The organism is Mesorhizobium sp. B2-3-5 (genome assembly GCF_006442395.1).
Classification (GTDB): domain Bacteria; phylum Pseudomonadota; class Alphaproteobacteria; order Rhizobiales; family Rhizobiaceae; genus Mesorhizobium.
The window spans coordinates 274,524-296,005 of sequence record NZ_VFVX01000002.1 but is presented as its reverse complement, the minus strand read 5'-3'; the positions used below and the strand labels follow the sequence as shown (position 1 = coordinate 296,005).

Here is a 21,482-nt window from a genome sequence, read left to right as displayed (position 1 = left end):
AAAGATCAGGCTGCCGTGATTTCGCCGACCGGCTTGGCCATGTCGACGAGCACCCATCCTGGCCGGTAGGGATTGGGCCGGCGACCCGTTTCGCGATAACCGTAAGCGAGATACAGCGCGATGTTCCGCTCCATCCTGGCGTTGGTGTAGAGCCGCACCTCGGGCAAGCCCCAAAGACGTGCCTGGTCATCGGCGTGCTTGAGCAGCGTTATGCCGAAGCCCTTACCCTGGAAGGCAGGTGACACCGCGACGGAGAAGATCATCGCGTGATCGGCGTGACGCTCTAGCGTTATCAGACCGGCGAGCTCGCCGGCGCTCTCCAGCAACCAGACCTCGCCCTGGGCGATGCGCGGCGCGTAGTCCTCGGTAACCGGGATCGGCGGCGCGTCGAGTATGGCGTCGTAGGGAGCATAGGCTGCTTTCGTCAACGCGACGATCACGGCAAGATCATCGCGGCAGGCGAGCCTCATGATTGATCCATTCCAGCAGCAGAGGCGATCACCTTTTCCATGCCGGCGGCCATCGCCACGACCGCGGCACGGCTGGCGTCGCCCAGGCCATGGCGCCCGGCGATCCAATTCGCATCATTGTAGGACAGCCAGACCTTGCCTTCTTCATCTTCCCAGGCCAGCGCCTTCACCGGCAGGTCGATGCCGGCAAGCTGCCTGTCCTGCATCAGTGGTGTGCCACCTTTGGGATTGCCGAAGATCAACAGTTCGGTGGGGCGAAGTGCGGCGTCGACATCGCGCGCGCCGGCTGCGTGATCGATTCGCGCGAAGACGCGCAATCCCGCGCGCTTTACCGCCTCAGCCATGCGGTTGATGGTTTCGGTCACGCCAAAGCGGCTCTGGACCGTGATGAGACCATCCCCAGCCATCACTCCGCAGCTTCTCGTTTGCCCCCGGGCCGGCGCTCCAGCAGTTCCTTAAGGAACTGGCCGGTGTAGCTGCGCTTCTCGCGCACGATCGCTTCCGGCGTGCCGGAGGCGACCAGCTCGCCACCGCCGTCGCCGCCTTCAGGGCCGAGGTCGAGCACCCAGTCGGCGGTTTTTATCACCTCGAGATTGTGCTCGATGACTACCACCGTGTTCCCCTGGTCTACCAGTTCGTGCAGCACTTCCAGAAGCTTGGCGACGTCGTGGAAATGCAGGCCGGTGGTCGGCTCGTCGAGAATGTAGAGCGTCTTGCCGGTCGCCTTGCGCGACAGTTCCTTGGCGAGCTTGATGCGTTGCGCCTCGCCGCCGGAGAGCGTCGTCGCCTGCTGGCCGATATGGATGTAGCCGAGGCCGACCTGCTTCAGCGTGTCGAGCTTGTCGCGCACGCCGGGCACGGCGGCGAAGAAATCGACGCCTTCCTCGACCGTCATGTCGAGCACGTCGGCGATCGACTTGCCCTTGAACAGCACGTCGAGCGTCTCCCTGTTATAGCGCTTGCCGTGGCAGACATCGCAGGTGACGTAGACGTCCGGCAGGAAGTGCATCTCGATCTTGATGACGCCGTCGCCCTGGCAGGCCTCGCAGCGGCCGCCCTTGACGTTGAACGAGAACCGTCCCGGCTGATAGCCGCGCGCCTTGGCTTCGGGCAGGCCCGCGAACCAGTCGCGGATCGGCGTGAAGGCGCCGGTATAGGTGGCGGGGTTCGAACGCGGCGTGCGGCCGATCGGCGACTGGTCGATGTCGATGACCTTGTCGAGGAACTCCAGGCCCTCGATTCGGTCATGTTCGGCCGGATGCTCGCGCGATCCCATGATGCGGCGCGACGCCGCCTTGAACAGCGTCTCGATCAGGAAGGTCGACTTGCCGCCGCCCGACACGCCGGTGACGGCGGTGAAGGTGCCGAGCGGGATTTCGGCGGTGACGTTCTTCAGATTGTTGCCGCGCGCGCCGACGATCTTCAGGCGCCGGTTCTTCTTTGCTTCACGGCGCACGGCCGGCGTCGCCACTTCGAGTTCGCCCGACAGATATTTGCCGGTGATTGAATTGGGGTTCGCCATCACTTGCTGCGGCGTGCCCTGGGCGATGATTTCGCCGCCATGGATGCCGGCGGCCGGGCCCATGTCGACGACATAGTCGGCGTGCAGGATGGCGTCCTCGTCATGCTCGACGACGATCACCGTGTTGCCGATGTCGCGCAAATGCTTGAGCGTATCGAGCAGCCGGGTGTTGTCGCGCTGGTGCAGGCCGATCGATGGCTCGTCCAGCACGTAGAGCACGCCGGTAAGGCCGGAGCCGATCTGCGACGCCAGCCGGATGCGCTGGCTTTCGCCGCCCGACAGCGTGCCGGAATTGCGCGACAGCGTCAGATAATCCAGCCCGACATCGTTGAGGAAGCGCAGGCGCTCGCGGATTTCCTTCAGCACGCGCACCGCGATCTCGTTCTGCTTGTCGTTGAGCTTCGCAGGCAGGTCGGTGAACCAGCGATCGGCGTTGCGGATCGACTGTTCGGTGACTTCGCCAATATGCTTGCCGGCGATCTTCACAGCCAGCGCTTCCGGCTTCAACCGGTAGCCCTTGCAGACCGGGCAGGGCGTGGCCGACATGAAGCGCTCGATCTCCTCGCGCATCCAGGCGGACTCGGTTTCCTTCCAGCGCCGTTCGAGATTGGGGATGACGCCTTCGAACGTCTTGGTGGTCTTGTAGGAGCGCAGGCCGTCATCGTACTGGAAGGTGATTTCGCGCTCGCCGGTGCCGCGCAGGATCGCCTGCTGGGCCTCGGTGCTCAAATCCTTGAACTTGTCGCCGAGCTTGAAGTTGTAGGCCTTGCCCAATGCCTCGAGCGTCTGCACGTAATAGGGCGATGTCGACTTCGCCCACGGGCTGACGGCACCGTCGCGCAGCGACACGTTCTCGTCGGGCACGACGAGATTGGGATCGATGGCGCGCTGGCTGCCGAGACCGTCGCAGGTTGGGCAGGCGCCGAACGGGTTGTTGAACGAGAACAATCTCGGCTCGATCTCGGGAATGGTGAAGCCGGATACCGGGCAGGCGAATTTTTCGGAGAACAGGATGCGCTCATGCGTCTCGTTCTTCGATTTATTGACCGAATCCTCCCCGGTCTGGCTGGCGTCGAGCGGCTTGTCGGCGAACTCGGCCACCGCCAGCCCTTCGGCGAGCTTCAGCGCCGTTTCGATGGAATCGGCAAGCCTCGTGGCAAGATCGCCACGCACGACGATACGGTCGACGACGACATCGATGTCGTGCTTGTACTTTTTGTCCAGGGCCGGAACGTCGGCGATTTCGTAGAAGACGCCGTCGACCTTGACGCGCTGAAAACCCTTCTTCTGCAGTTCCAGCAGTTCCTTGCGGTACTCGCCCTTGCGGCCGCGCACGATCGGCGCCAGCAGGAACAGGCGTGTGCCTTCCTCGACCGCCAGCACCCGGTCGACCATCTGGCTGACCGTCTGGCTCTCGATCGGCAAGCCGGTGGCCGGCGAATAGGGCACGCCGACACGGGCGAACAAAAGCCGCATGTAGTCATAGATCTCGGTGACGGTGCCGACCGTCGAACGCGGGTTCTTCGACGTGGTCTTCTGCTCGATGGAGATGGCCGGCGACAGGCCGTCGATCTGGTCGACATCGGGCTTCTGCATCATTTCGAGGAATTGCCGCGCATAGGCCGAAAGGCTCTCGACATAGCGGCGCTGGCCTTCGGCATAAATGGTGTCGAAGGCGAGCGACGATTTGCCGGAGCCCGACAGGCCGGTCATGACGATCAGGCTGTCACGCGGCAGGTCGAGATCGACATTCTTCAGATTGTGTTCGCGCGCCCCGCGAATGGAAAGAAATTTATGGTCGGCCATCGCCGGTCGCCGCCTCAGATCTGGAATTCCTGGGATTGGCGGGGTTTTCCCGGCCATCCCCTATGTAGGTTTTTTTGCCGCCACGTCGAGAGACGCCACAACTCCCGACAGAAGTCGTTTAACCGCCTTTCGCGCGAACGGGCAAGCGGAAAGAACAAAGGCCGAACACGCTCCTGACAAACCTGTGCGGAAACTGACCTGCACGTAACCCCCCGCGATCACATTTTTCCGTAACCGGCTATTGATGGTTGACGCGGCCGGCCCACGGGGGCAGTCTCGGGTCGTCAACGAAGCCGGCTGTCTTTCGATGGCCTCGCCGCCCAGAGGTGGCCTGCGAGACGCCGCAGGCATTTGCGATTTGCGCTTCGGGACGAGATGTCGCAACGGACAGAGGAGCGGAGCATGACGCCACCGGACAGTCCCTTGAGGCTCCACGTGTCGCTGGAGCCGCGGCAGGCATAAGTGTCAAGGGTTTAGCGTTTGCGCCACCCGACAAACCGTGACCTGCCGTAACCCACCAAAAATCAGAGACTGCTAGTCGGATCGTCGGCTGCAAGCCGCGAAGCATCCGAAATCTAACGCCGGCAGTACACTCCCGGCAAAAGATTGGACTATAGATCCAGGAAAGCCCCGGCCGTTTGCCTAGAGCACGGCGGGGCTGTTCTTTTGGGCGGCAGCGCCGCCGGCCATAGCTACCTGGGAGACTTTATACCGCCTGTGCCGACATCGACGGTGATGCTGCCGGAAATCCTGACATCCGTATCGCCTATCCTGAACTGGCCGTTCCCGTCGCTGGGGAACGCGTCGGGCTCGGGCACGGGGGTAGGCTTGGCGATGCGATAGTCGGCGGCCACGCCAGGCAGGGCGCCTGTCTGGGCCGGCGAGGAATTGTCCCCGGCGAATGCCGCGCTGGAGGTCGCGGCGGTGACCGCAATCGATATGATCAGTCTGTTCAGGCGGTGCTGCATTGCAAGATTATAGTGCCGCGCTGCAGGCGAGGCCAGACCGGCGGCGCCGAAATCGATCTTGGCCGGCACACATCAATCCGCATACTCGCCCTGGTTGCAAGTAATCAAATTCCATATTAGTTTGGTGCAGGACGTGCTGGCTCGCCTGGTTGCCAGTTGCTAAAATCCATATGGCAGCGAATGGACACGCCTTCGAGTCGTACATCGCCTCCACGTGCCAAACATTCATACCCTCCGGTGCCATTGACCAGTAAGAAAAATGCCATGCATATTCCTGCCATAGATAATATGGCGCGGAATGCCCGTTTGTTTGGATTGCTAGGCGTTAGCATTTATGTCTCCGCTCATAATTAAACGGATCAAATTAACGTCGAATTTATTGATAGGTGATGAAAAATGTTTTCTCGATTTGGCACATCTGCATTTGATTATTGTGTGTGGATTCCACCAAATGACCTTATGCGGCCGCTTTCTTGCGGGTGTTGTAGACATGGTCGACAATACCCCATGACTGCGCTTCCCGCGCCGTCATGAAATGGTCGCGGTCGAGCGTGCGTTCGACCTCTTCATAGCTGCGGCCACAATGCTGGGCATAGAGTTCGGTCATGTGGCGTTTGGTTTGGCCGATGCGCTCGGCATGGCGCTGAATGTCCGAGGCCTGGCCCTGGAAGCCGCCCAGCGGTTGATGCAGCAGGATGGTGGCGTTCGGCAGCGCGATCCGGCGCCCCGCCGTGCCTGCCATCAGCAGGAACGATCCCATCGAAGCAGCGAAGCCCATGCAGACAGTCGACACAGGACAGCTGATGTATTGCATCGTGTCGTAGATGGCGAAGCCGCTGGTCACCATGCCGCCCGGCGAGTTGATGTAGAGCGAGATCTCCTTGTCGGGATTGTCGGATTCCAGCGACAGGAGCTGTGCGCAGACCAGCGCCGAGACGTCGTCATTGATCTCGCCGTTGATGAAAATGATGCGCTCGCGCAGCAGCCGTGAGAAAATGTCGAAGGCACGTTCGCCGCGGCTCGATTGCTCGATCACCATCGGCACCAGACTGGCGAGGCCGCTCATTTTTCTTCTCCGATTTCCGTGTTCAGGCCGCGTGCAGCAGCAGGGATGGTGTGTTCGCGGCGATGGGCTTTCCGGCCTCGCGCAAGCCGAGCGAAAGCCGGCAGCCGGCGCCCGCCATGGCAACAGCGGGCATTGCCTTGCGGCCGAAACCGTCATGGACAATGCGCAGATGCGTGCCGCCGGAAACAGTGCGGGCGAGCGTGAAGGTGACGACACTGTCGAGCGGATCCCGGCGCGCGGCGTCCCCCGGCTGCTCCCGCCACGAATAGCGCAAGAGGCGTTCGGGTTCGGCTTCGAGGATTTCGCATTCGATCGCCGCATCCTTGCCGGCGAAGGCAAAACGGCTGCCGGTCCGCGGCGTGATGTCGTTCGGCATCATCCAGGCGGCGAGCAGTTCCGGTACGGTCAGTGCCCGCCACACTTTTTCCGGGGGCTCGGCCAGATCGTATTCGAACTCGATCGCATCCGGGACGACTTCGCTTTGGTTTTTGGCGTTCATCGATCCTACGTCCTTCACTGATCCCGGATCTTTCACTGATCCATGTCCTTCAAAACCGTCTTCAGCCTTTCGATGCGCTCCGGCCAGAAGGTCCGGTAGCGTTCGATCCAGGAGAGCAGCGGGACAAGCCCCTGCGGATCGGCTCGATAATAGGCGTTGCGGCCGGCCCGCCGCTCGACCACCAGCCCGGCGCCGCGCAGCACCGCCAGATGCTGCGACACGGCCGGCTGCGACACCGTCAGGCCGCTGCGCAGTTCCGACACACTCATCTCGCTTGTCGCGAGACGCTCGAAGACGGCGCGTCGCGTCGGGTCGGCCAGTGCGCGGAAAATCTCTGCTTCGATCATGGCAAAAGCATAAGTCGATACTTATCGATTTGGCAAGCGCTGTTTTGAAACCCATATGATGGCCTCAACCATTGCTGCCATTCCTTGACAATCAGCAGCAGTGCATATAGGAACGAAAAGGGAACAAAAAACCTTGTGGGAAAAGCCAGCCTTGGCAGGCGGCTGACGTTCGCAGCCTGTAAGGTGCTGCGACAAAAATTTGTTTCGGATGAGCGCGGAGAAGTATCATGGCGGGTAGCGTCAATAAGGTCATTCTGGTCGGCAATCTCGGCGCGGACCCTGAAGTCCGCCGCCTCAACTCGGGCGAGCCGGTCGTTAACATCCGCATCGCCACGTCGGAGAGCTGGCGCGACAAGAATTCCGGCGAGCGCAAGGAAAAGACCGAGTGGCACAATGTCGTCATCTTTAACGACCAGCTCGCCAAGGTGGCGGAGCAATATCTGAAGAAGGGCATGAAGGTCTATGTCGAGGGCCAGCTGCAGACCCGCAAATGGCAGGACCAGACCGGCAATGACAAGTACACAACGGAAGTCGTGCTGCAGAAGTTCCGTGGCGAGCTGCAGATGCTCGACGCGCGCGGCCAGGGTGAGGGCGGCCAGGTCGGCGGTTATTCCGGTGGCGGCAGCAGCCGTGGTTCCGATTTCGGCCAGTCTAGCCCGAACGAAAGCTTCAATCGCGGCGGCGGTGCACCGAGAGGCGGCGGCGGCTCATCGCGCGAACTGGACGACGAGATCCCGTTCTGATCGAAGGCAATACCGAACGGCTGACGTCACGTGATCGACATGCCCCGAAGGTCCTGCGTGGACTTTCGGGGTTTTGCATCGTTGGCCTGAGCAGGCGCGATCAAGGACTGAAGGGACAGGGCAGTGAAAGCACGGGTAAAATGGGTCGAGGAGCGCACCTTCGTCGGCGAGTCCGGCAGCGGCCACAAGCTTGTGCTGGGCACAGCCTCCGGCCCTGATGGCAAGACACCGGGGCCAAGCCCGATGGAGCTGGTGCTGATCGGCACTGGCGGCTGCTCTGCCTATGATGTCGTCCATATCCTGGAAAAAGGCCGCGAGGCGGTCGAGGACTGTGTGGTCGAACTCGATGCCGACCGGGCCGAGACCGACCCAAAAGTGTTCACGCGCATCCATATGCACTTCATCGTCAAGGGCAGGGCGCTCTCGACCGACAAGGTCAAGCGGGCGATCGGCCTGTCGATCGAGAAGTACTGCTCGGCTTCCGCGATGATGGCCAAGACGGCCACGATCACCCACGATTTCGAGGTCATCGATACCGCGGCGAAATAAGACCGACAGGAGCGCCCTGTCGCGGATTACCCCACCATCAGCGCCTTGATGCCGTCGGCGACGAACTGCACGGCGAGCGCGGCCAGGATGACGCCGAGCAAGCGGGTCAGGATCGAGCGGCCGGTCTGGCCAAGAATGCGGTCGATGCGTTCCGACAGGACGAACACCAGATAGGTGATGACGAGGCAGGCGAAAATGATGCCGACCAGTGCCGCCTGCGCGGCAAAGCCCTGAAACGAGCCTGAAAGCAGCACCGTCGCCGAAATCGCGCCGGGGCCGGCGATCAGCGGGATCGCCAGCGGGAAGGCGGCGATGTTGTGGATCATGTCCTTGGTGATGGCGACGTCGCCGATCTTCTCCTTGCGGTCCTGCCGGCGCTCGAACACCATTTCGAAGGCGATGAAGAACAGGAGAAAACCGCCGGCGACGCGGAAGGCGGGCAGGGTGATGCCGAACACCGACAGGATCGAGGCGCCGGCGATGGCGAACAGCGCCATCACCAGGAAACCGATGACCGAAGCGCGCACGGACACCTGCTGGCGCTCATCGCGGTTCATGCCGCGTGTCACGGCGAGGAACAGCGGCGCCAGCCCGGGCGGATCGATGGTCACGAGAATGGTGACGAAGGCATTGAACAGGCTGTCGAAACTCGGCATCGCTGACCCCTCCCGCCGGGCCGAGCCCGCACCCCGACATTGGTAGAGCAAAGCCTGGCCGGTGGGAACAGTCAGGACCGCGAAACCACGGCGCCCGACAGAGGGTCAGCCGGCCGCACCGTAATAGGATGCTTGTCGCGCGTCGCGGTGCGGCGAAGGTTTTCTCCATCGTTGGTTGCTTGCGTCAGGGTGCCGTTGCTCGGCGCGCCAGGAACTCGACTTCCATCCGCCAGGTCGCGCCATCGTCGTGCGAGCGCTCGCCGAGCCAGCGGAAGCTATCCGTCGTGATGCGCGAAAAGCTCCAGCGCACCGAGGCGCCGGTGCCATCGGCGCCGACCTGCACGATCGTGTCGCCCTCGGCCCGGCCGAGCTGGCGGCTGAAATACTGGTTGCGCGGATCGATCCAGAAGATGTGCCAGGCGTCTGCGCCGGGATCATAGACACGTAGCGTCGTGCCGTGGAAAGTCCACTTGCCGAGCGACGGCGAGGGGCCGGCGTCGCGCGCGGGCAGGATCCAGACATCCTGGATGGCGCAGCCTTCCAGCACCCAGCCGAAATGCACCTCGCCGCGGCCGGTCAGCACGGTGCCATCCTCGAGGCGACGCGAGGCGTCGAAAGTCCAGGCGCCGATGAAGCGACCGTAGAGGTTCAGTTTCTCGGCAAGTCCGTCGTTCGGTCCGGCACTGTGCAGGGCTTCGGCAAAGGAGGATGGGACGAACATGGCTGCGGCCTCTTCTTCTTGTCAGGAGACCGGAGGATTAGGCGCGGACGGGGTTCTGGGCTTGGGAAAAATTGCTATATTTGGGCCATGGCAGCGACCACCCGCGTTCTCGCATCCGGGGCCGGTTGGCACGTGGCGGATGTGATCTGCACGGCCGGCGCCGGCGACCGGCCGTTCGAGGAGGCACATCAGGATTTCTGCGTCGCGGCGGTCACCGGCGGCACGTTCCGCTACCGCGCGCAACAAGGCACCGCCATGCTCGCGCCGGGCAGCCTACTGCTCGGCAATTCCGGCACGTGCTATGAATGCGGGCACGAGCATGGCAGTGGCGACCGCTGCCTCTCGTTCCATTTCAGGCCGGCTTACATGGAACGGATTGTGGCTGGCGTGCCTGGTGCCAGGGCGCTGACCTTCGAGGCTCCGCGCTTGCCGCCCTTCCCAACGTTGGCGCCGTTGCTGGCCGAGGCGGAAGCCGCGCGTGAAATGGCTGACACGGAGGCGTTCGAGGAACTTTCCCTGCGCATTGCAGCCGCCACCGTGGCCACGGTTTCCAACGCCACGCCGGTCCGGCGTGCGCCGAGCCGCCGCGATCAGAAACGGGTGGCCGAAGCCGTGCGGCGGATCGAGCTGGATGCAGACGGGCCGGTCTCGCTGTCGGCACTGGCGGATGAAACGGCGACCAGCCCGTACCATTTCCTGCGTACCTTCCGGCAGGTCGCCGGCATGACGCCCTACCAGTTCCTGCTCAAAACCCGGCTGCACAGGGCGGCGGTGCGGTTGCGCCTGTCAAATGACGCGATCTCGGCGATCGCCTTCGACGCCGGCTTCAACGACCTGTCGACCTTCAACCGCCGGTTTCGACGCGTCATGGGCGAGACGCCAGGCAACTATCGTGCCCGCCGGCCAAGCGGTTGAGACGAGTTCAGTCGGTCGTCGGCCCGCACCAGCCTGGCAGATAGTCCGCGTCCTTGCCCTTGGACATGCGCAGCGCTTCTTTCATCGCCTTGTCGAAGTCCTTCGCCACGGCGTCCGGCGTGATGCGCCGGCGCAGGAAGTCCGCCCACAGGAATTCGCTGAACGGCGTCGTGTCCTTGGCGAAGCCGCCTTGCCTGCGCAGTTCGCCCGCCATGCTCCGGTAGGGGTCGTCGACGAGTTCGGCCATGGTTTTTGGAATGGCGTCGTAGGCTTGACGCCTGCCATTCTCGTCGAACGGATGCATCCAGCCCCTGTTATCGAGCACGACGAAGAAGGCCTCCTTGTCGAGCCCCGACAGGTCGCTGACCACCGTGACCAGGACATCCCTGACACCCTCCTCGATCAGGGCACGGGCGAGATGATGGTGATCGGTGACATAGTTGCGCTTCTTCGGCCCGCGCACGACGGGAACCATGTGGCTGCCGAGAAACGCGCCGGTCTTTCGGGCGCTCTGTGAGCGGATCATCTGGCGCTTCAGGGCCACCTCGCGCATGCCGACAGTGATCTGCGTCGGTCGCAAGTCACTGACAGGGACTGGGTTCAGCAACGGTTCCCGCTGGGTCATCATTTTGCTTTGTCCTGCTGTTGCGGCCGCTGGTCGAGACCGAGGGTCCTGATCGCGGCATCGACACTGTGAAAGATCCGCTGCGGGCCGACGAGGTCGGCAATGCCGAATCGTGCCAGCGCCGCCTGGGCGCGCAGCGATTCCAGCCGCGCGACGGCAAAGACGGCCCCTGCCTCGCGGCAATGATGGACGGTGTCGATCAGCGCTTGCGCGGCGGTGTAGTCGATTTCGACGATGTTGCTGGCCTCCAGGACGACCAGTTTCACTGTATCGTTCCTGGCATCGACAAGATCGAAGAGACCGCGCTTGAAGCGATCGGCGTTGACGAAGGACAGTGGGGCCTGGAACGCCGCGACCAGCACGCCTGGAAGCTGTTCGCCGGCACTTGGCTCGCCAGGCGGCCACCACACGGAAGTGCCCGGCACCTGTTCCAATTCGAGCACCTGCGTCCTTGTTGCGCTCCAGGTTCCGTGCAGCAGCGACAGGCCGATGCCGACCGCCACGCCGGTTTCGATCGGCAGCACGACGATGGCCGCCATGGTGATCAGGATCAACGCGAATTCAACCGGCGCTTGCCGGTAGACGTCGGCGAACACCTTCCAGCGCAGAATATGCTGGGCAACGAACATCAGGACCCCGGCAAGGGCGGCCTGCGGAACATCGGCGAGCAGGCCGCCGCCGAAGGCACCGAGCAGCAGCACGATGGCCGCGGCAATGAGACTTGAGAGCTGCGAGCGGCCACCCGACTGGGAGACGATTGCCGTGCGCGGCGGACTGGCATTGACGGCGAAGGCGCCGAACAGGCTAGCCGCGATGCTGCCGGCGCCGACACCAACGAAATCGCGATTGACGTCAGGCGCGTCGCCCTGCGGGGCGAAGGAGCGGGAGGTGGCCGCCGTCTGCACCATGACGACGATGGCAATCAGCAGCGCCAGCGGAACAAGCGCCTGCACATCGTCGAGACCGGCAAGCGGCGGTCCCGGCTGCGGCAGGCCATTCGGCAAGGCGCCAAGCACCTCGACGCCATGATCCTTGAGGCCGAAGACGGCGACCGCGACGGTGGCGAGCACCATGCCGATCAGCGCGCCGGGGACGCGGGCGCTGATGCGCTCGGAGCAGAACACGATCGCGAATACGCCAAGGCCGAGCGTCAGGCTCCAGGGGTTGGTCAGATGGAGATTGCCAGCGATCTCGCCGATGCGCCGCACGGTTTCGCCGCTTTCGGAGGGCAGGCCGAGCAGTCCGGGCAATTGCGAAACGATGATATGGATGGCGATGCCGGCCAGAAAGCCCGTGGTGACCGGCACCGACAACAGGTCGGCAACCCAGCCAAGGCGAAAGACACCGCTCAGGATCACGATAAGCCCGACCATCAGCGCCAGCATGGCTGCCAGCGCCAGATAATGCGGCGAGCCAGCGGTGGCGAGCAGCGCCAGGCTGCCGGCGAACAGAGGCGTGATGGTCGAATCCGCGCCGGCCGAAAGGTGGCGGTTGGCGCCGAACAGGGCAAACGCCACCGAACCGGCGACAAAGGCGAAGAAGCCGATCTCGGGAGCGAAGCCGCCGAGCCGGGCCGTTGCCATCTGCTCGGGAATGGCGATCGCGGCCAGTGTCACGCCGGCGATCAGATCACCGTTGAGATCCCGGCGCGTCCAGCCGCTCATCGCTCGCAGAGGCAGCCACGGGGTCCAATTCATTGCGCTCGCGGCTTTCGTTCGGGGAAATTGGTCCATTGCCGGCTTTTGCCTTGCTGGCGGCGAAAAGCACCGTGGCCATATCGTCGCAATCAGCGGTATCCTTTTGAAATTACCACCAAAAATGACACTGGAAAAGTGCCGCGAACGTTGGAGTTTCGGCCTGGCTTCCTATATAAGCAGCAAGTGATTCCTGAATAGATTGTGATCCGATTTGACCGACCAAAAGACACCGCGCGGCGCCGACGGCGGCCCCACCGGCATCGAGCCGATCTCCATCATCGAGGAGATGCAGAGCTCCTATCTCTCTTACGCCATGAGCGTGATCGTCAGTCGTGCGCTTCCCGATGTGCGCGACGGCCTGAAGCCGGTGCACCGCCGTATCCTCTATGCCGCCCATGAGAGCGGCTACCACTGGAACCGCAAATATGTGAAGTCCGCGCGTCCCGTCGCCGACGTGATGGGTAAATACCATCCGCACGGCGATGCCTCGATCTATGACGCTTTGGTACGCATGGCGCAGGACTGGTCGCTGCGCGTGCCGCTGATCGACGGGCAGGGCAATTTCGGTTCGATCGACGGCGATCCGCCGGCGGCCATGCGTTATACCGAATCGCGGCTGACCAAGGTCGCGCATGAGCTGTTGGAAGACATCGACAAGGACACCGTCGACTTCCAGGACACTTATGATGCCTCGGACACCGAGCCGAAGGTCCTGCCGGCGCGCTTTCCCAATCTGCTGGTCAATGGTTCTGGCGGCATCGCCGTCGGCATGGCCACCAACATCCCCCCGCATAATCTCGGTGAAGTCTGCAACGCCGCCATTGCCGTCATCGACAATCCGGCGATCGACCTGCCGGCGCTGATGGAGATCATTCCAGGTCCCGATTTCCCGACCGGCGGCATCGTGCTTGGCCGTTCCGGTATCTACAGCGCCTATTCCACCGGCCGTGGCTCCATCGTCATGCGCGGCAAGGTCAACATCGAGCAGCGCGGCAACGACCGTGAATCGATCATCATCACCGAGGTTCCCTATCAGGTGAACAAGGCCTCGATGATCGAGAAGATGGCCGAGCTCGTGCGCGACAAGCGCATCGAGGGCATTTCCGACATCCGCGACGAGAGCGACCGCCAGGGCTACCGGGTCGTCGTCGAGCTGAAGCGCGATGCTGTCGCCGACGTCATCCTCAACCAGCTTTACCGCTTTACGCCGCTGCAGACCTCGTTCGGCGCCAACATGGTGGCGCTGAACGGCGGCAAGCCGGAACTGCTGACGCTGACCGACATGCTGAAGGCGTTCGTCACCTTCCGCGAGGAGGTGATCACCCGGCGGACGAAATTCCTGCTGCGCAAGGCGCGCGACCGCGCCCATGTGCTGGTTGGCCTGGCGATTGCCGTCGCCAATATCGACGAGGTCATCAAGCTGATCCGTACCGCGCCGGATCCGCAGACGGCGCGCGAACAGTTGATGGAGCGCCGCTGGCCGGCCGGCGACGTCGAATCGCTGATCCTTCTGATCGACGATCCGCGCCACCGCATCAACGAGGACGGCACCTACAATCTGTCCGAGGAGCAGGCGCGCGCCATCCTCGAACTGCGCCTGCAGCGCCTGACCGCGCTTGGCCGCGACGAAATCGCCGACGAATTGAACACGATCGGCGTCGAGATCATCGACTATCTCGACATTCTGTCGTCGCGCGCGCGCGTCCAGCAGATCGTCAAGGACGAGCTCGCCGCCGTGCGCGACGAGTTCGGCACGCCACGCCGCACCGAACTCACCGACGGCGGCGCCGACATGGAAGACGAGGACCTGATCCAGCGCGAGGACATGGTCGTGACGGTGAGCCATTCCGGCTACATCAAGCGCGTGCCGCTGTCGCTCTACCGGGCGCAACGCCGCGGCGGCAAGGGCCGCTCCGGCATGTCGACCAAGGAAGAGGATTTCGTCACCAGGCTGTTCGTGGCCAATACGCACACGCCGGTGCTGTTCTTCTCCTCGCGTGGTATCGTCTACAAGGAAAAGGTCTGGCGTCTGCCGATCGGCAATCCGCAGTCACGCGGCAAGGCGCTGATCAACATGCTGCCGCTCGAGCAGGGCGAGCGCATCACCACCATCATGCCGTTGCCCGAGGACGAGACGAGCTGGGGCGAGCTCGACGTGATGTTCGCCACCACGCGCGGCACCGTGCGCCGCAACAAGCTTTCCGACTTCATCCAGGTCAACCGCAATGGCAAGATCGCCATGAAGCTGGAGGAGGAGGGCGACGAGATCCTCGGCGTCGAGACGTGTACCGACAATGACGACGTACTCCTGACCGCCAGCTCCGGCCAGTGCATCCGCTTCTCGGTTGGCGACGTGCGCGTCTTTCAGAGCCGTAACTCGGTTGGCGTGCGTGGCATCGCGATGGCTGACACCGACAGGGTGATTTCCATGGCGGTCATCGAGCATGTCGATGCGCCGCCGGCCGAACGCGCCGCCTATCTCAAGCGGGCCGCGTCCGAACGGCGGTTGGCTGCTGGTATACCGGGCGAAGAAGAAGAAATCGCGCTGACCAATGAAGAGGTCGACGAGGAAGCGGAGCTGTCCGACGAACGCTACGAATTCCTCAAGGCGCATGAGCAGTTCGTGCTGACGGTCACGGAATACGGTTACGGCAAGCGCTCCTCGTCCTACGATTTCCGTCTGACCGGACGCGGCGGCAAGGGCATCCGTGCCACGGACGTCTCGAAAACAGCCGAAATCGGCAGGCTGGTGGCAACCTTCCCGGTCGGCAATGACGATCAGATCATGCTGGTATCCGATGGCGGCACCGTCATCCGGGTGCCGGTCAACGGCATCCGTTTCGCAAGCCGGGCCACCAAGGGCGTGACCATCTTCAATACCGCCGAAGGTGAAAAGGTGGTTTCGGTCGAGCGCATTTCCGAGCCGCAATCGGACGAGGAGAGCGAAGAGACCGTTGAGGGCGGCGCCGAAATCACTCCTGCGGCGGACGCCGGCCCGGAGACTGCGGAGTAAGTCCGAAAGCGGGTCTTTAAACATGGCAACGCCGGCCCATCGGCCGGCGCGGTAGCAAGTCCAGACAGACTTGGTTCAGGCTGGCTTAGTAGTGGCGATACGGCTTGCGGGGGCCGAAGCCTTCGAAGCGTTTCGTGGTTGCCTTGACGCGGGCGCGTTGCGCCTCCTGATGCAGCCCGAATACCGTGGCGATCAGCATGGCAACGGTCATTGCGGTGGCGAGCATGTAGATCAGCATGTGCGTGTTCTCCTGCGCCTTACAACGGGTAGATGGGGTTTTGGTTTCATCTTATTAAGGTGCAACCTAGTGAACGCTCCGTGAAGGCTTCGTGATTGGCGTGTTCATCTGTCGTTCATGTGCCGGACAAGGTTCACGGACATGATCTCGATCGGATTTGCCTTTGTGAGAGAGGCTCGCTAGAAGCTCCGGCATGACCGAACGCACAGCCCTCTATGCCGGCTCCTTCGACCCGCTGACCAACGGCCATCTCGATGTGCTGAAGGCGTCGCTGGCGGTTGCAGACATTGTCTATGCCGCGATTGGCATTCATCCGGGCAAGAAGCCGCTGTTCTCCTTCGAGGAGAGGGTGCACCTCATCGAAGCGGCGACGAAGGCTGAATTTGGCCGCGACGGGGCCCGCATCAGGGTGGTCGCCTTTGACGGGCTGGTCATCGATGCCGCCAGGAAACAGGGAGCCTCGATCATGATCCGCGGCCTGCGCGACGGTACCGATCTCGACTACGAGATGCAGATGGCCGGCATGAACGAGACCATGGCGCCGGAATTGCAGACGGTCTTTCTGCCCGCCAGCCCTTCGGTGCGCACCATTACCGCCACACTTGTGCGCCAGATAGCTTCGATGGGAGGCGACATCCGCCCCTTCGTTCCGGCGGCGGTAGCCGGCGCGCTCACCGCCAAATTCGCAAAATAAAGTTTCTCGGAGAAGACCATGCAGCTGAAAAAGCTTGCCTCGTTCCTCGTCGTGCTCGCCGGTCTCGTGACCGCATCGGTCTCGGCCTATGCCGCCGATCCCGAAAACACCATGGTCATCACGCTGAAGGACGGCGACGTGACCATCGCGCTTCGGCCCGATCTGGCGCCCAAGCATGTCGCGCAGATCAAGAAGCTCGTGCGCGAGCATGCCTACGACAATGTCGCTTTCCACCGCGTCATCGACGGCTTCATGGCCCAGACCGGCGACGTCAAGTTCGGCAACATGAAGAAGGGTTTCAATGCCCAGGCCGTCGGCACCGGAGGTTCCGATCTTCCCGACCTGCCGGCCGAATTCTCGCAGACCGAGCACTACAAGCGCGGCGTGGTCGGCATGGCCCGTTCGCAGGACCCGAACTCCGCCAATTCGCAGTTCTTCATCATGTTCGCGCCGGCACCGCCGCTCGATGGCCAGTACACCATCGTCGGCAATGTCGTCAGCGGCATGGAACTGGTCGACAAGATCAAGAAGGGCGATGAGGCGGACAATGGCACGGTTGCCGATCCCGACCGGATGATCAAGGTGCGCATCGCCGCCGACAAATAATTCTGTTTTGAAAAGGATATCTGACATGGCCGAAATCAAGGACCGCGAGAACGCGCTCATCATGGAAACGACCAAGGGCGAGGTCGTCATCGAAATGTTTCCCGACCTGGCGCCCGGCCATGTCGCCCGCATCAAGGAACTGGCGCGTGAGGGCGCTTATGACGGCGTGGTGTTCCACCGCGTTATCGAAGGCTTCATGGCGCAGACCGGCGACGTCAAGTTCGGTAATTCGTCCAAGCCGACTTTCGCGCCCTCCCGCGCGGGCATGGGCGGCTCCGACAAACCGGACCTGAAGGCAGAATTCTCCAACGCCAATCACGGCCGCGGCACCTGCTCGATGGCCCGCGCCCAGAACCCGAACTCGGCCAATTCGCAGTTTTTCATCTGCTTCGACGATGCCGCGTTCCTCAACCGCCAGTACACAGTCTGGGGCCAGGTGATCGAAGGCATGGACAATGTCGACAAGATCAAGCGCGGCGAGCCGGTGCAGGACCCCGACAAGATCGTGTCGCTCAAGGTCGCGGCCGACGTCAAGTAAGGCAGATAACAATGATGGGCGTCGTCTGGTCGCTTCTCGGCATCCTGTCCGGCGCCTTCATTGCCATTCAGGCGCCGATCAATTCGCAGCTGGCGCGCGGCCTGGGGCTCCCGGTCGCGGCGGCCGCGTTTTCATTCCTGTCGGGCGCTATCGTGCTTGGCATCATCTCCGTCACGGTGGTGAAGCTGCAAGGCATTTCGCTCGACTGGAAGGCGCCAGCGCCCTGGCTGTTCGTCGCCGGCGGCATGCTCGGCGGCTTTTATGTCACGCTCTCGACGATTCTCACGCCGCGCATCGGCGCTGCCGCGCTGATGGCGTTCCTGGTGGCCGGCCAGCTGCTGGCCGGCATGCTCATCGACCGCGTCGGCTTCCTCGGTGTCGCGGTGCGTGAAATCTCGCTCGGCCGCGTTGCCGGCGCGGTGCTGCTCTTGGTCGGAGCACTGCTCGTCCGGCTCTACTGATGCGTGTCGACCTCTTTGATTTCGTCCTTCCGGAGGAGCGCATCGCGCTTCGCCCAGCAGAGCCGCGCGACAGCGCCAGGATGCTGGTGGTCAAACCGGGCGCAGCACTCGACGACCGGACGGTTGGCGATCTGCCATCCTTGCTCATGGCCGGCGATGTGCTGGTGTTCAACGACACCAAGGTCATTCCGGCGCAGCTCAAAGGCATCAGGCGGCGCGGCGAAGCACAAGCGCAGGTCGAGGCCACGCTGCATATGCGCATGGCGCCGGATCGGTGGCTGGCCTTCATGCGGCCAGGCAAGCGCGTCGCCGTCGGCGACCGCATCCATTTTGGCCATGACGGCAATTCCTGCTTCCTCGGCCAGCTCGATGCCACCGTGATCGAGAAAGGCGAGGGCGGCGAGGCGCTGCTTGGCTTCGACCTGTCGGGGCCTTTCCTCGACGAAGCGTTGCACGCCATCGGCCACATTCCGCTGCCGCCTTACATCGCCTCGAAGCGCGCCGACGACGACCGCGACCGCGCCGACTACCAGACCATCTATGCCCGGGAGGAAGGGGCGGTGGCGGCGCCCACCGCTGGCCTGCATTTCACGCCGGAGCTTTTTGCGGCACTCGACGCCAAGGGGGTCGAACGCCGCTTCGTCACCTTGCATGTCGGCGCCGGCACGTTCCTGCCGGTGAAGGCGGACGACACCGCCGACCACAAGATGCATGCCGAGATCGGCTCGGTCAGCGAGGCGACCGCCGAAGCCTTGAATACAGCGAAGGCGAGGGGCGGACGCATCATTGCCGTCGGCACGACTTCGCTGCGTCTTCTGGAGAGCGCTGCACGCGACGATGGCACGCTGGCGGCCTGGTCCGGACCGACCGATATCTTCATCACTCCCGGCTACCGCTTCCGCACCGCCGATCTGCTGATGACCAATTTCCATCTGCCGCGTTCGACGCTGTTCATGCTGGTTTCGGCCTTCAGCGGCCTCGACACGATGCGTGCGGCCTATGCGCATGCCATCGCTAACCACTACAGGTTTTATTCCTACGGAGACGCGAGCCTGCTTTACCGCGCGCGGATGAGCGATGGACGATGACCTGCGCGATCCGATACCGCCGGTCGCTCAACACGCAGGCGCGGGGCGGGCCAAACCATGACAAGGAATTCAATGGTTAAGCCGTTCAGCTTCAAGGTTCTGGCGACCGATGGCAAGGCGCGGCGCGGTCTGATCGATATGCCGCGCGGCGAAATCCGCACGCCCGCCTTCATGCCGGTCGGCACCGGCGGTACGGTCAAGACTATGTACATGGATCAGGTGCGCGGCGTCGGCGCCGACATCATCCTGGGCAATACCTATCATCTGATGCTGCGGCCCGGTGCCGAGCGCGTGGCGCGGCTCGGCGGTCTGCACGAATTCGCCCGTTGGCCGCATCCGATCCTGACCGACAGCGGCGGTTTTCAGGTGATGTCCCTGTCGAAGCTGAGAAAGCTGACCGAGAAAGGCGTCACCTTCCGGTCGCATATCGACGGCGCCCCTTATGAAATGTCGCCGGAGCGTTCGATCGAAATTCAAGGCTTGCTCGATTCCGATATCCAGATGCAACTTGACGAGTGCACGGCACTGCCGGCAGACTTGAAGGAGATCGAGCGCGCCATGGAATTGTCCCTGCGCTGGGCCGAGCGCTGCAAGGTGGCGTTCGGCGACCAGCCCGGCAAGGCGATGTTCGGCATCGTACAGGGCGGCGACAACGCGGCGCTCAGGGTGCGTTCCGCGCAAGCGCTGAGCGCGATGGAGTTGAAGGGCTATGCGGTTGGCGGGCTGGCCGTCGGCGAGCCGCAAGCGGTGATGCTCGACATGCTCGACATCACGTGCCCGGAACTGCCCGCGGACAAGCCACGCTACCTCATGGGCGTCGGCACTCCGGACGATATCCTGAAATCGGTGGCGCGCGGCATCGACATGTTCGACTGCGTGATGCCGACGCGGGCGGGCCGCCATGGCCTTGCCTATACAAGGCGCGGCAAGGTCAATCTGCGCAACGCCCGCCACGCCGACGACCCGCGCCCGCTCGACGAGGAAAGCGACTGCCCGGCGGCGCGCGACTATTCGCGTGCCTATCTGCATCATCTGGTGCGCTCGCAGGAGGCGCTCGGCGCGATGCTGCTGACCTGGAACAACCTGTCCTATTATCAGAAGCTGATGCAGGACATCCGGGCGGCGATCGAGGCCGGCAGCTTCGAGACGCGCGGGGCCGAGATTGCCGAGGGCTGGGCGAGAGGCGACATACCGGCGCTGTAACCGCTCAAGTGCTGACCGAATTCGACGCGCGCAAGCTGCAGCCGGTGATCTGGAACGTGCCGTCGGACTGTTGCTGTAACGTGTAGACCGCCTCGTAGTCCTTGCCGTCGGGTCCGACGATCAGCACCTGTTGGACGACCGCACCCGGGCCTGTCTCCTCGACCTTGCCGAAGGAGTAGGTCTGCGGCTTGCGTACCGGCGCATAGCCATTGGTGACCATGTTCATGAAGGTGTCGACGGTCGGGAAGATCTGCTTCACATTCGGCGCCGCGAAGCTGTAGGCGGTGGCGCCGTCATTGGCGATGAAAGCTTTCAGTTGGCCATCTATGGCTGCCTGGGCCGCCTTGATATCGGCATCGCCGGCAAACGCGGAGGAAGCGAGTATCAGCGGAACCAAGGCGAATGCGAAAAGCGTGCGGCGCATGACCGATCTCCCTTGTCCTCGAAAGCCGCCATCGAAAAAAGCCATCGGCGGGTATTCTAACATACGCATGACGACGCTTCACGGTTTCAGCGGCCGCAAATATTCGTTCGCTGCGGCAGATTGCTTATGCTGATGGCCAATGAGCTGGGCTTTCCGAACACCGCACTAACGATATTCTCGGCTCCGTAGGGTCGACATCGCCAGTGCCCGCGCCGGCTAAGTGCGCATTCCAACGCTTGAAAGGCCGCCTCCAGTCTGCCAGAAGGGCCGCTTGGACCTGGAAGTTTAGCGGGACGAAGCCATGAAGGCGTTTTTCGTGCAGATCAAATGCGAACTCGGCAAATCTTATGAGGTTGCCAGCGCGCTTGCCGATGCCGAGATCGCGTCGGAAATCTATTCCACCGCCGGCAATTACGATCTGCTCGCCAAATTCTATGTCGACGACGAGGAAGACGTCGGACATTTCGTCAACGAAAAGGTGCAGGTTCTGCCGGGCATCAAGGACACCTTCACCGTCGTCACGTTCCGCGCCTTCTAGCTGCCGAGCGGATTTGCCCCGGTATCAGGCAAAGCCCGAGCAAGTGATATTTCAGCTGCCTTAAATTTAGGCAGGCGCAAGATACTGATCGGCTG

Annotated in this window: 24 protein-coding genes; 11 read left to right on the top strand and 13 right to left on the bottom strand. The window is 62.8% G+C overall.

All coding sequences use genetic code 11. From position 1 onward, the window contains the following. Window positions 1–5: 5 nt before the first annotated feature. From FJ958_RS04285 to FJ958_RS04255, 7 genes are all read right to left on the bottom strand, one after another. Window positions 6–470: a GNAT family N-acetyltransferase gene (locus FJ958_RS04285; protein WP_140739839.1), complete on the bottom strand. Its 465-nt coding sequence runs from the start codon at window positions 468–470 to the stop codon at window positions 6–8. Continuing rightward, window positions 467–877 carry a DUF302 domain-containing protein gene (locus tag FJ958_RS04280; RefSeq protein ID WP_140739836.1) on the bottom strand — a complete coding sequence of 137 codons (411 nt, stop codon included), beginning with the start codon at window positions 875–877 and terminating at the stop codon, window positions 467–469. The genes FJ958_RS04285 and FJ958_RS04280 overlap by 4 nt, the downstream gene beginning before the upstream one ends. Next, complete coding sequence (gene uvrA / locus FJ958_RS04275; RefSeq protein WP_140739834.1) at window positions 877–3,798, bottom strand: excinuclease ABC subunit UvrA; 2,922 nt, start codon at window positions 3,796–3,798, stop codon at window positions 877–879. The genes FJ958_RS04280 and uvrA overlap by 1 nt, the downstream gene beginning before the upstream one ends. 692 nt (window positions 3,799–4,490) lie before the next feature. Then, window positions 4,491–4,766 carry a hypothetical protein gene (locus FJ958_RS04270; protein ID WP_140739973.1) on the bottom strand — a complete coding sequence of 92 codons (276 nt, stop codon included), beginning with the start codon at window positions 4,764–4,766 and terminating at the stop codon, window positions 4,491–4,493. 457 nt (window positions 4,767–5,223) lie between these two features. After that, complete coding sequence (locus FJ958_RS04265) at window positions 5,224–5,832, bottom strand: ATP-dependent Clp protease proteolytic subunit (protein WP_140739831.1); 609 nt, start codon at window positions 5,830–5,832, stop codon at window positions 5,224–5,226. Window positions 5,833–5,854: 22 nt separating this feature from the next. After that, window positions 5,855–6,331 carry an SRPBCC domain-containing protein gene (locus FJ958_RS04260; RefSeq protein ID WP_140739828.1) on the bottom strand — a complete coding sequence of 159 codons (477 nt, stop codon included), beginning with the start codon at window positions 6,329–6,331 and terminating at the stop codon, window positions 5,855–5,857. Window positions 6,332–6,363: 32 nt separating this feature from the next. Then, window positions 6,364–6,678, bottom strand: coding sequence for a metalloregulator ArsR/SmtB family transcription factor (locus FJ958_RS04255; RefSeq protein ID WP_140739825.1), 315 nt, complete (start codon window positions 6,676–6,678; stop codon window positions 6,364–6,366). Between the two features lie 227 nt (window positions 6,679–6,905). Here FJ958_RS04255 and FJ958_RS04250 point away from each other — a divergent pair, with 227 nt between their 5' ends. Together FJ958_RS04250 and FJ958_RS04245 are read left to right on the top strand one after the other, a co-directional pair. Continuing rightward, entirely contained in the window at window positions 6,906–7,421 is a 516-nt protein-coding gene (locus tag FJ958_RS04250; protein ID WP_140739822.1) for a single-stranded DNA-binding protein, read from the top strand. A gap of 123 nt (window positions 7,422–7,544) precedes the next feature. After that, window positions 7,545–7,970, top strand: coding sequence for an OsmC family protein (locus FJ958_RS04245; protein WP_140739819.1), 426 nt, complete (start codon window positions 7,545–7,547; stop codon window positions 7,968–7,970). Window positions 7,971–7,996: 26 nt separating this feature from the next. Here FJ958_RS04245 and FJ958_RS04240 read toward each other — a convergent pair whose 3' ends face one another. Further along, entirely contained in the window at window positions 7,997–8,626 is a 630-nt protein-coding gene (locus tag FJ958_RS04240) for a MarC family protein (RefSeq protein ID WP_137931086.1), read from the bottom strand. 184 nt (window positions 8,627–8,810) lie between these two features. Next, window positions 8,811–9,347: a hypothetical protein gene (locus FJ958_RS04235; RefSeq protein ID WP_140739816.1), complete on the bottom strand. Its 537-nt coding sequence runs from the start codon at window positions 9,345–9,347 to the stop codon at window positions 8,811–8,813. An 87-nt stretch (window positions 9,348–9,434) separates the two neighbouring features. Here FJ958_RS04235 and FJ958_RS04230 point away from each other — a divergent pair, with 87 nt between their 5' ends. Continuing rightward, window positions 9,435–10,262 carry an AraC family transcriptional regulator gene (locus FJ958_RS04230; RefSeq protein ID WP_140739813.1) on the top strand — a complete coding sequence of 276 codons (828 nt, stop codon included), beginning with the start codon at window positions 9,435–9,437 and terminating at the stop codon, window positions 10,260–10,262. 7 nt (window positions 10,263–10,269) lie between these two features. Here the strand turns inward: FJ958_RS04230 and FJ958_RS04225 are convergent, their stop codons facing one another. Both FJ958_RS04225 and FJ958_RS04220 read right to left on the bottom strand, forming a co-directional pair. Further along, a complete protein-coding gene (locus tag FJ958_RS04225) occupies window positions 10,270–10,890 on the bottom strand; it encodes a ParB-like protein (RefSeq protein ID WP_140739810.1) in 621 nt (206 codons plus the stop codon). After that, complete coding sequence (locus tag FJ958_RS04220) at window positions 10,887–12,584, bottom strand: SulP family inorganic anion transporter (RefSeq protein WP_140739807.1); 1,698 nt, start codon at window positions 12,582–12,584, stop codon at window positions 10,887–10,889. Before FJ958_RS04220 ends, FJ958_RS04225 begins: the two co-directional genes overlap by 4 nt. Window positions 12,585–12,795: 211 nt before the next feature. Between FJ958_RS04220 and gyrA the strand changes: the two genes are divergently transcribed. Beyond that, on the top strand, window positions 12,796–15,597 hold the full coding sequence (gene gyrA, locus FJ958_RS04215) for a DNA gyrase subunit A (protein WP_140739805.1): 2,802 nt from the start codon (window positions 12,796–12,798) through the stop codon (window positions 15,595–15,597). 85 nt (window positions 15,598–15,682) lie between these two features. On the opposite strand, the gene FJ958_RS04210 is transcribed toward gyrA, so the two are convergent. Continuing rightward, entirely contained in the window at window positions 15,683–15,835 is a 153-nt protein-coding gene (locus tag FJ958_RS04210; RefSeq protein WP_140739803.1) for a hypothetical protein, read from the bottom strand. A gap of 193 nt (window positions 15,836–16,028) precedes the next feature. Between FJ958_RS04210 and coaD the strand changes: the two genes are divergently transcribed. The 6 genes from coaD (at window position 16,029) to tgt (ending at window position 20,425) form a co-directional block, all read left to right on the top strand. After that, window positions 16,029–16,529, top strand: coding sequence for a pantetheine-phosphate adenylyltransferase (gene coaD, locus FJ958_RS04205; protein WP_140739802.1), 501 nt, complete (start codon window positions 16,029–16,031; stop codon window positions 16,527–16,529). Window positions 16,530–16,640: 111 nt separating this feature from the next. Continuing rightward, window positions 16,641–17,135 (top strand): peptidylprolyl isomerase, encoded by a 495-nt coding sequence (locus tag FJ958_RS04200; RefSeq protein ID WP_246679481.1) that lies wholly within the window; start codon window positions 16,641–16,643, stop codon window positions 17,133–17,135. A gap of 25 nt (window positions 17,136–17,160) precedes the next feature. Beyond that, window positions 17,161–17,673, top strand: coding sequence for a peptidylprolyl isomerase (locus tag FJ958_RS04195; RefSeq protein WP_140607042.1), 513 nt, complete (start codon window positions 17,161–17,163; stop codon window positions 17,671–17,673). 11 nt (window positions 17,674–17,684) lie between these two features. After that, a complete protein-coding gene (locus tag FJ958_RS04190) occupies window positions 17,685–18,134 on the top strand; it encodes a DMT family transporter (protein WP_056576832.1) in 450 nt (149 codons plus the stop codon). Continuing rightward, window positions 18,134–19,222: a tRNA preQ1(34) S-adenosylmethionine ribosyltransferase-isomerase QueA gene (gene queA / locus FJ958_RS04185; RefSeq protein WP_140739797.1), complete on the top strand. Its 1,089-nt coding sequence runs from the start codon at window positions 18,134–18,136 to the stop codon at window positions 19,220–19,222. Before FJ958_RS04190 ends, queA begins: the two co-directional genes overlap by 1 nt. A gap of 72 nt (window positions 19,223–19,294) precedes the next feature. After that, entirely contained in the window at window positions 19,295–20,425 is a 1,131-nt protein-coding gene (gene tgt, locus FJ958_RS04180) for a tRNA guanosine(34) transglycosylase Tgt (protein ID WP_140739971.1), read from the top strand. Between the two features lie 4 nt (window positions 20,426–20,429). Here the strand turns inward: tgt and FJ958_RS04175 are convergent, their stop codons facing one another. Next, window positions 20,430–20,849: a DUF4864 domain-containing protein gene (locus tag FJ958_RS04175; protein ID WP_140739794.1), complete on the bottom strand. Its 420-nt coding sequence runs from the start codon at window positions 20,847–20,849 to the stop codon at window positions 20,430–20,432. Window positions 20,850–21,150: 301 nt separating this feature from the next. On the opposite strand from FJ958_RS04175, the gene FJ958_RS04170 reads away from it, so the two are divergent. Further along, entirely contained in the window at window positions 21,151–21,387 is a 237-nt protein-coding gene (locus tag FJ958_RS04170; protein ID WP_091574954.1) for an Lrp/AsnC family transcriptional regulator, read from the top strand. The last annotated feature ends 95 nt before the right edge of the window (window positions 21,388–21,482 follow it).

Bases quoted from the DNA above. Each gene is read 5' to 3' on its own strand.
- FJ958_RS04285 (WP_140739839.1), bottom strand. From the start codon at position 470: ATGAGGCTCGCCTGCCGCGATGATCTTGCCGTGATCGTCGCGTTGACG.
- FJ958_RS04280 (WP_140739836.1), bottom strand. From the start codon at position 877: ATGGCTGGGGATGGTCTCATCACGGTCCAGAGCCGCTTTGGCGTGACC.
- uvrA (WP_140739834.1), bottom strand. From the start codon at position 3,798: ATGGCCGACCATAAATTTCTTTCCATTCGCGGGGCGCGCGAACACAAT.
- FJ958_RS04270 (WP_140739973.1), bottom strand. From the start codon at position 4,766: ATGCAGCACCGCCTGAACAGACTGATCATATCGATTGCGGTCACCGCC.
- FJ958_RS04265 (WP_140739831.1), bottom strand. From the start codon at position 5,832: ATGAGCGGCCTCGCCAGTCTGGTGCCGATGGTGATCGAGCAATCGAGC.
- FJ958_RS04260 (WP_140739828.1), bottom strand. From the start codon at position 6,331: ATGAACGCCAAAAACCAAAGCGAAGTCGTCCCGGATGCGATCGAGTTC.
- FJ958_RS04255 (WP_140739825.1), bottom strand. From the start codon at position 6,678: ATGATCGAAGCAGAGATTTTCCGCGCACTGGCCGACCCGACGCGACGC.
- FJ958_RS04250 (WP_140739822.1), top strand. From the start codon at position 6,906: ATGGCGGGTAGCGTCAATAAGGTCATTCTGGTCGGCAATCTCGGCGCG.
- FJ958_RS04240 (WP_137931086.1), bottom strand. From the start codon at position 8,626: ATGCCGAGTTTCGACAGCCTGTTCAATGCCTTCGTCACCATTCTCGTG.
- FJ958_RS04235 (WP_140739816.1), bottom strand. From the start codon at position 9,347: ATGTTCGTCCCATCCTCCTTTGCCGAAGCCCTGCACAGTGCCGGACCG.
- FJ958_RS04230 (WP_140739813.1), top strand. From the start codon at position 9,435: ATGGCAGCGACCACCCGCGTTCTCGCATCCGGGGCCGGTTGGCACGTG.
- FJ958_RS04225 (WP_140739810.1), bottom strand. From the start codon at position 10,890: ATGATGACCCAGCGGGAACCGTTGCTGAACCCAGTCCCTGTCAGTGAC.
- FJ958_RS04220 (WP_140739807.1), bottom strand. From the start codon at position 12,584: ATGAATTGGACCCCGTGGCTGCCTCTGCGAGCGATGAGCGGCTGGACG.
- FJ958_RS04210 (WP_140739803.1), bottom strand. From the start codon at position 15,835: ATGCTGATCTACATGCTCGCCACCGCAATGACCGTTGCCATGCTGATC.
- coaD (WP_140739802.1), top strand. From the start codon at position 16,029: ATGACCGAACGCACAGCCCTCTATGCCGGCTCCTTCGACCCGCTGACC.
- FJ958_RS04200 (WP_246679481.1), top strand. From the start codon at position 16,641: ATGGTCATCACGCTGAAGGACGGCGACGTGACCATCGCGCTTCGGCCC.
- FJ958_RS04195 (WP_140607042.1), top strand. From the start codon at position 17,161: ATGGCCGAAATCAAGGACCGCGAGAACGCGCTCATCATGGAAACGACC.
- FJ958_RS04190 (WP_056576832.1), top strand. From the start codon at position 17,685: ATGATGGGCGTCGTCTGGTCGCTTCTCGGCATCCTGTCCGGCGCCTTC.
- queA (WP_140739797.1), top strand. From the start codon at position 18,134: ATGCGTGTCGACCTCTTTGATTTCGTCCTTCCGGAGGAGCGCATCGCG.
- tgt (WP_140739971.1), top strand. From the start codon at position 19,295: ATGGTTAAGCCGTTCAGCTTCAAGGTTCTGGCGACCGATGGCAAGGCG.
- FJ958_RS04175 (WP_140739794.1), bottom strand. From the start codon at position 20,849: ATGCGCCGCACGCTTTTCGCATTCGCCTTGGTTCCGCTGATACTCGCT.
- FJ958_RS04170 (WP_091574954.1), top strand. From the start codon at position 21,151: ATGAAGGCGTTTTTCGTGCAGATCAAATGCGAACTCGGCAAATCTTAT.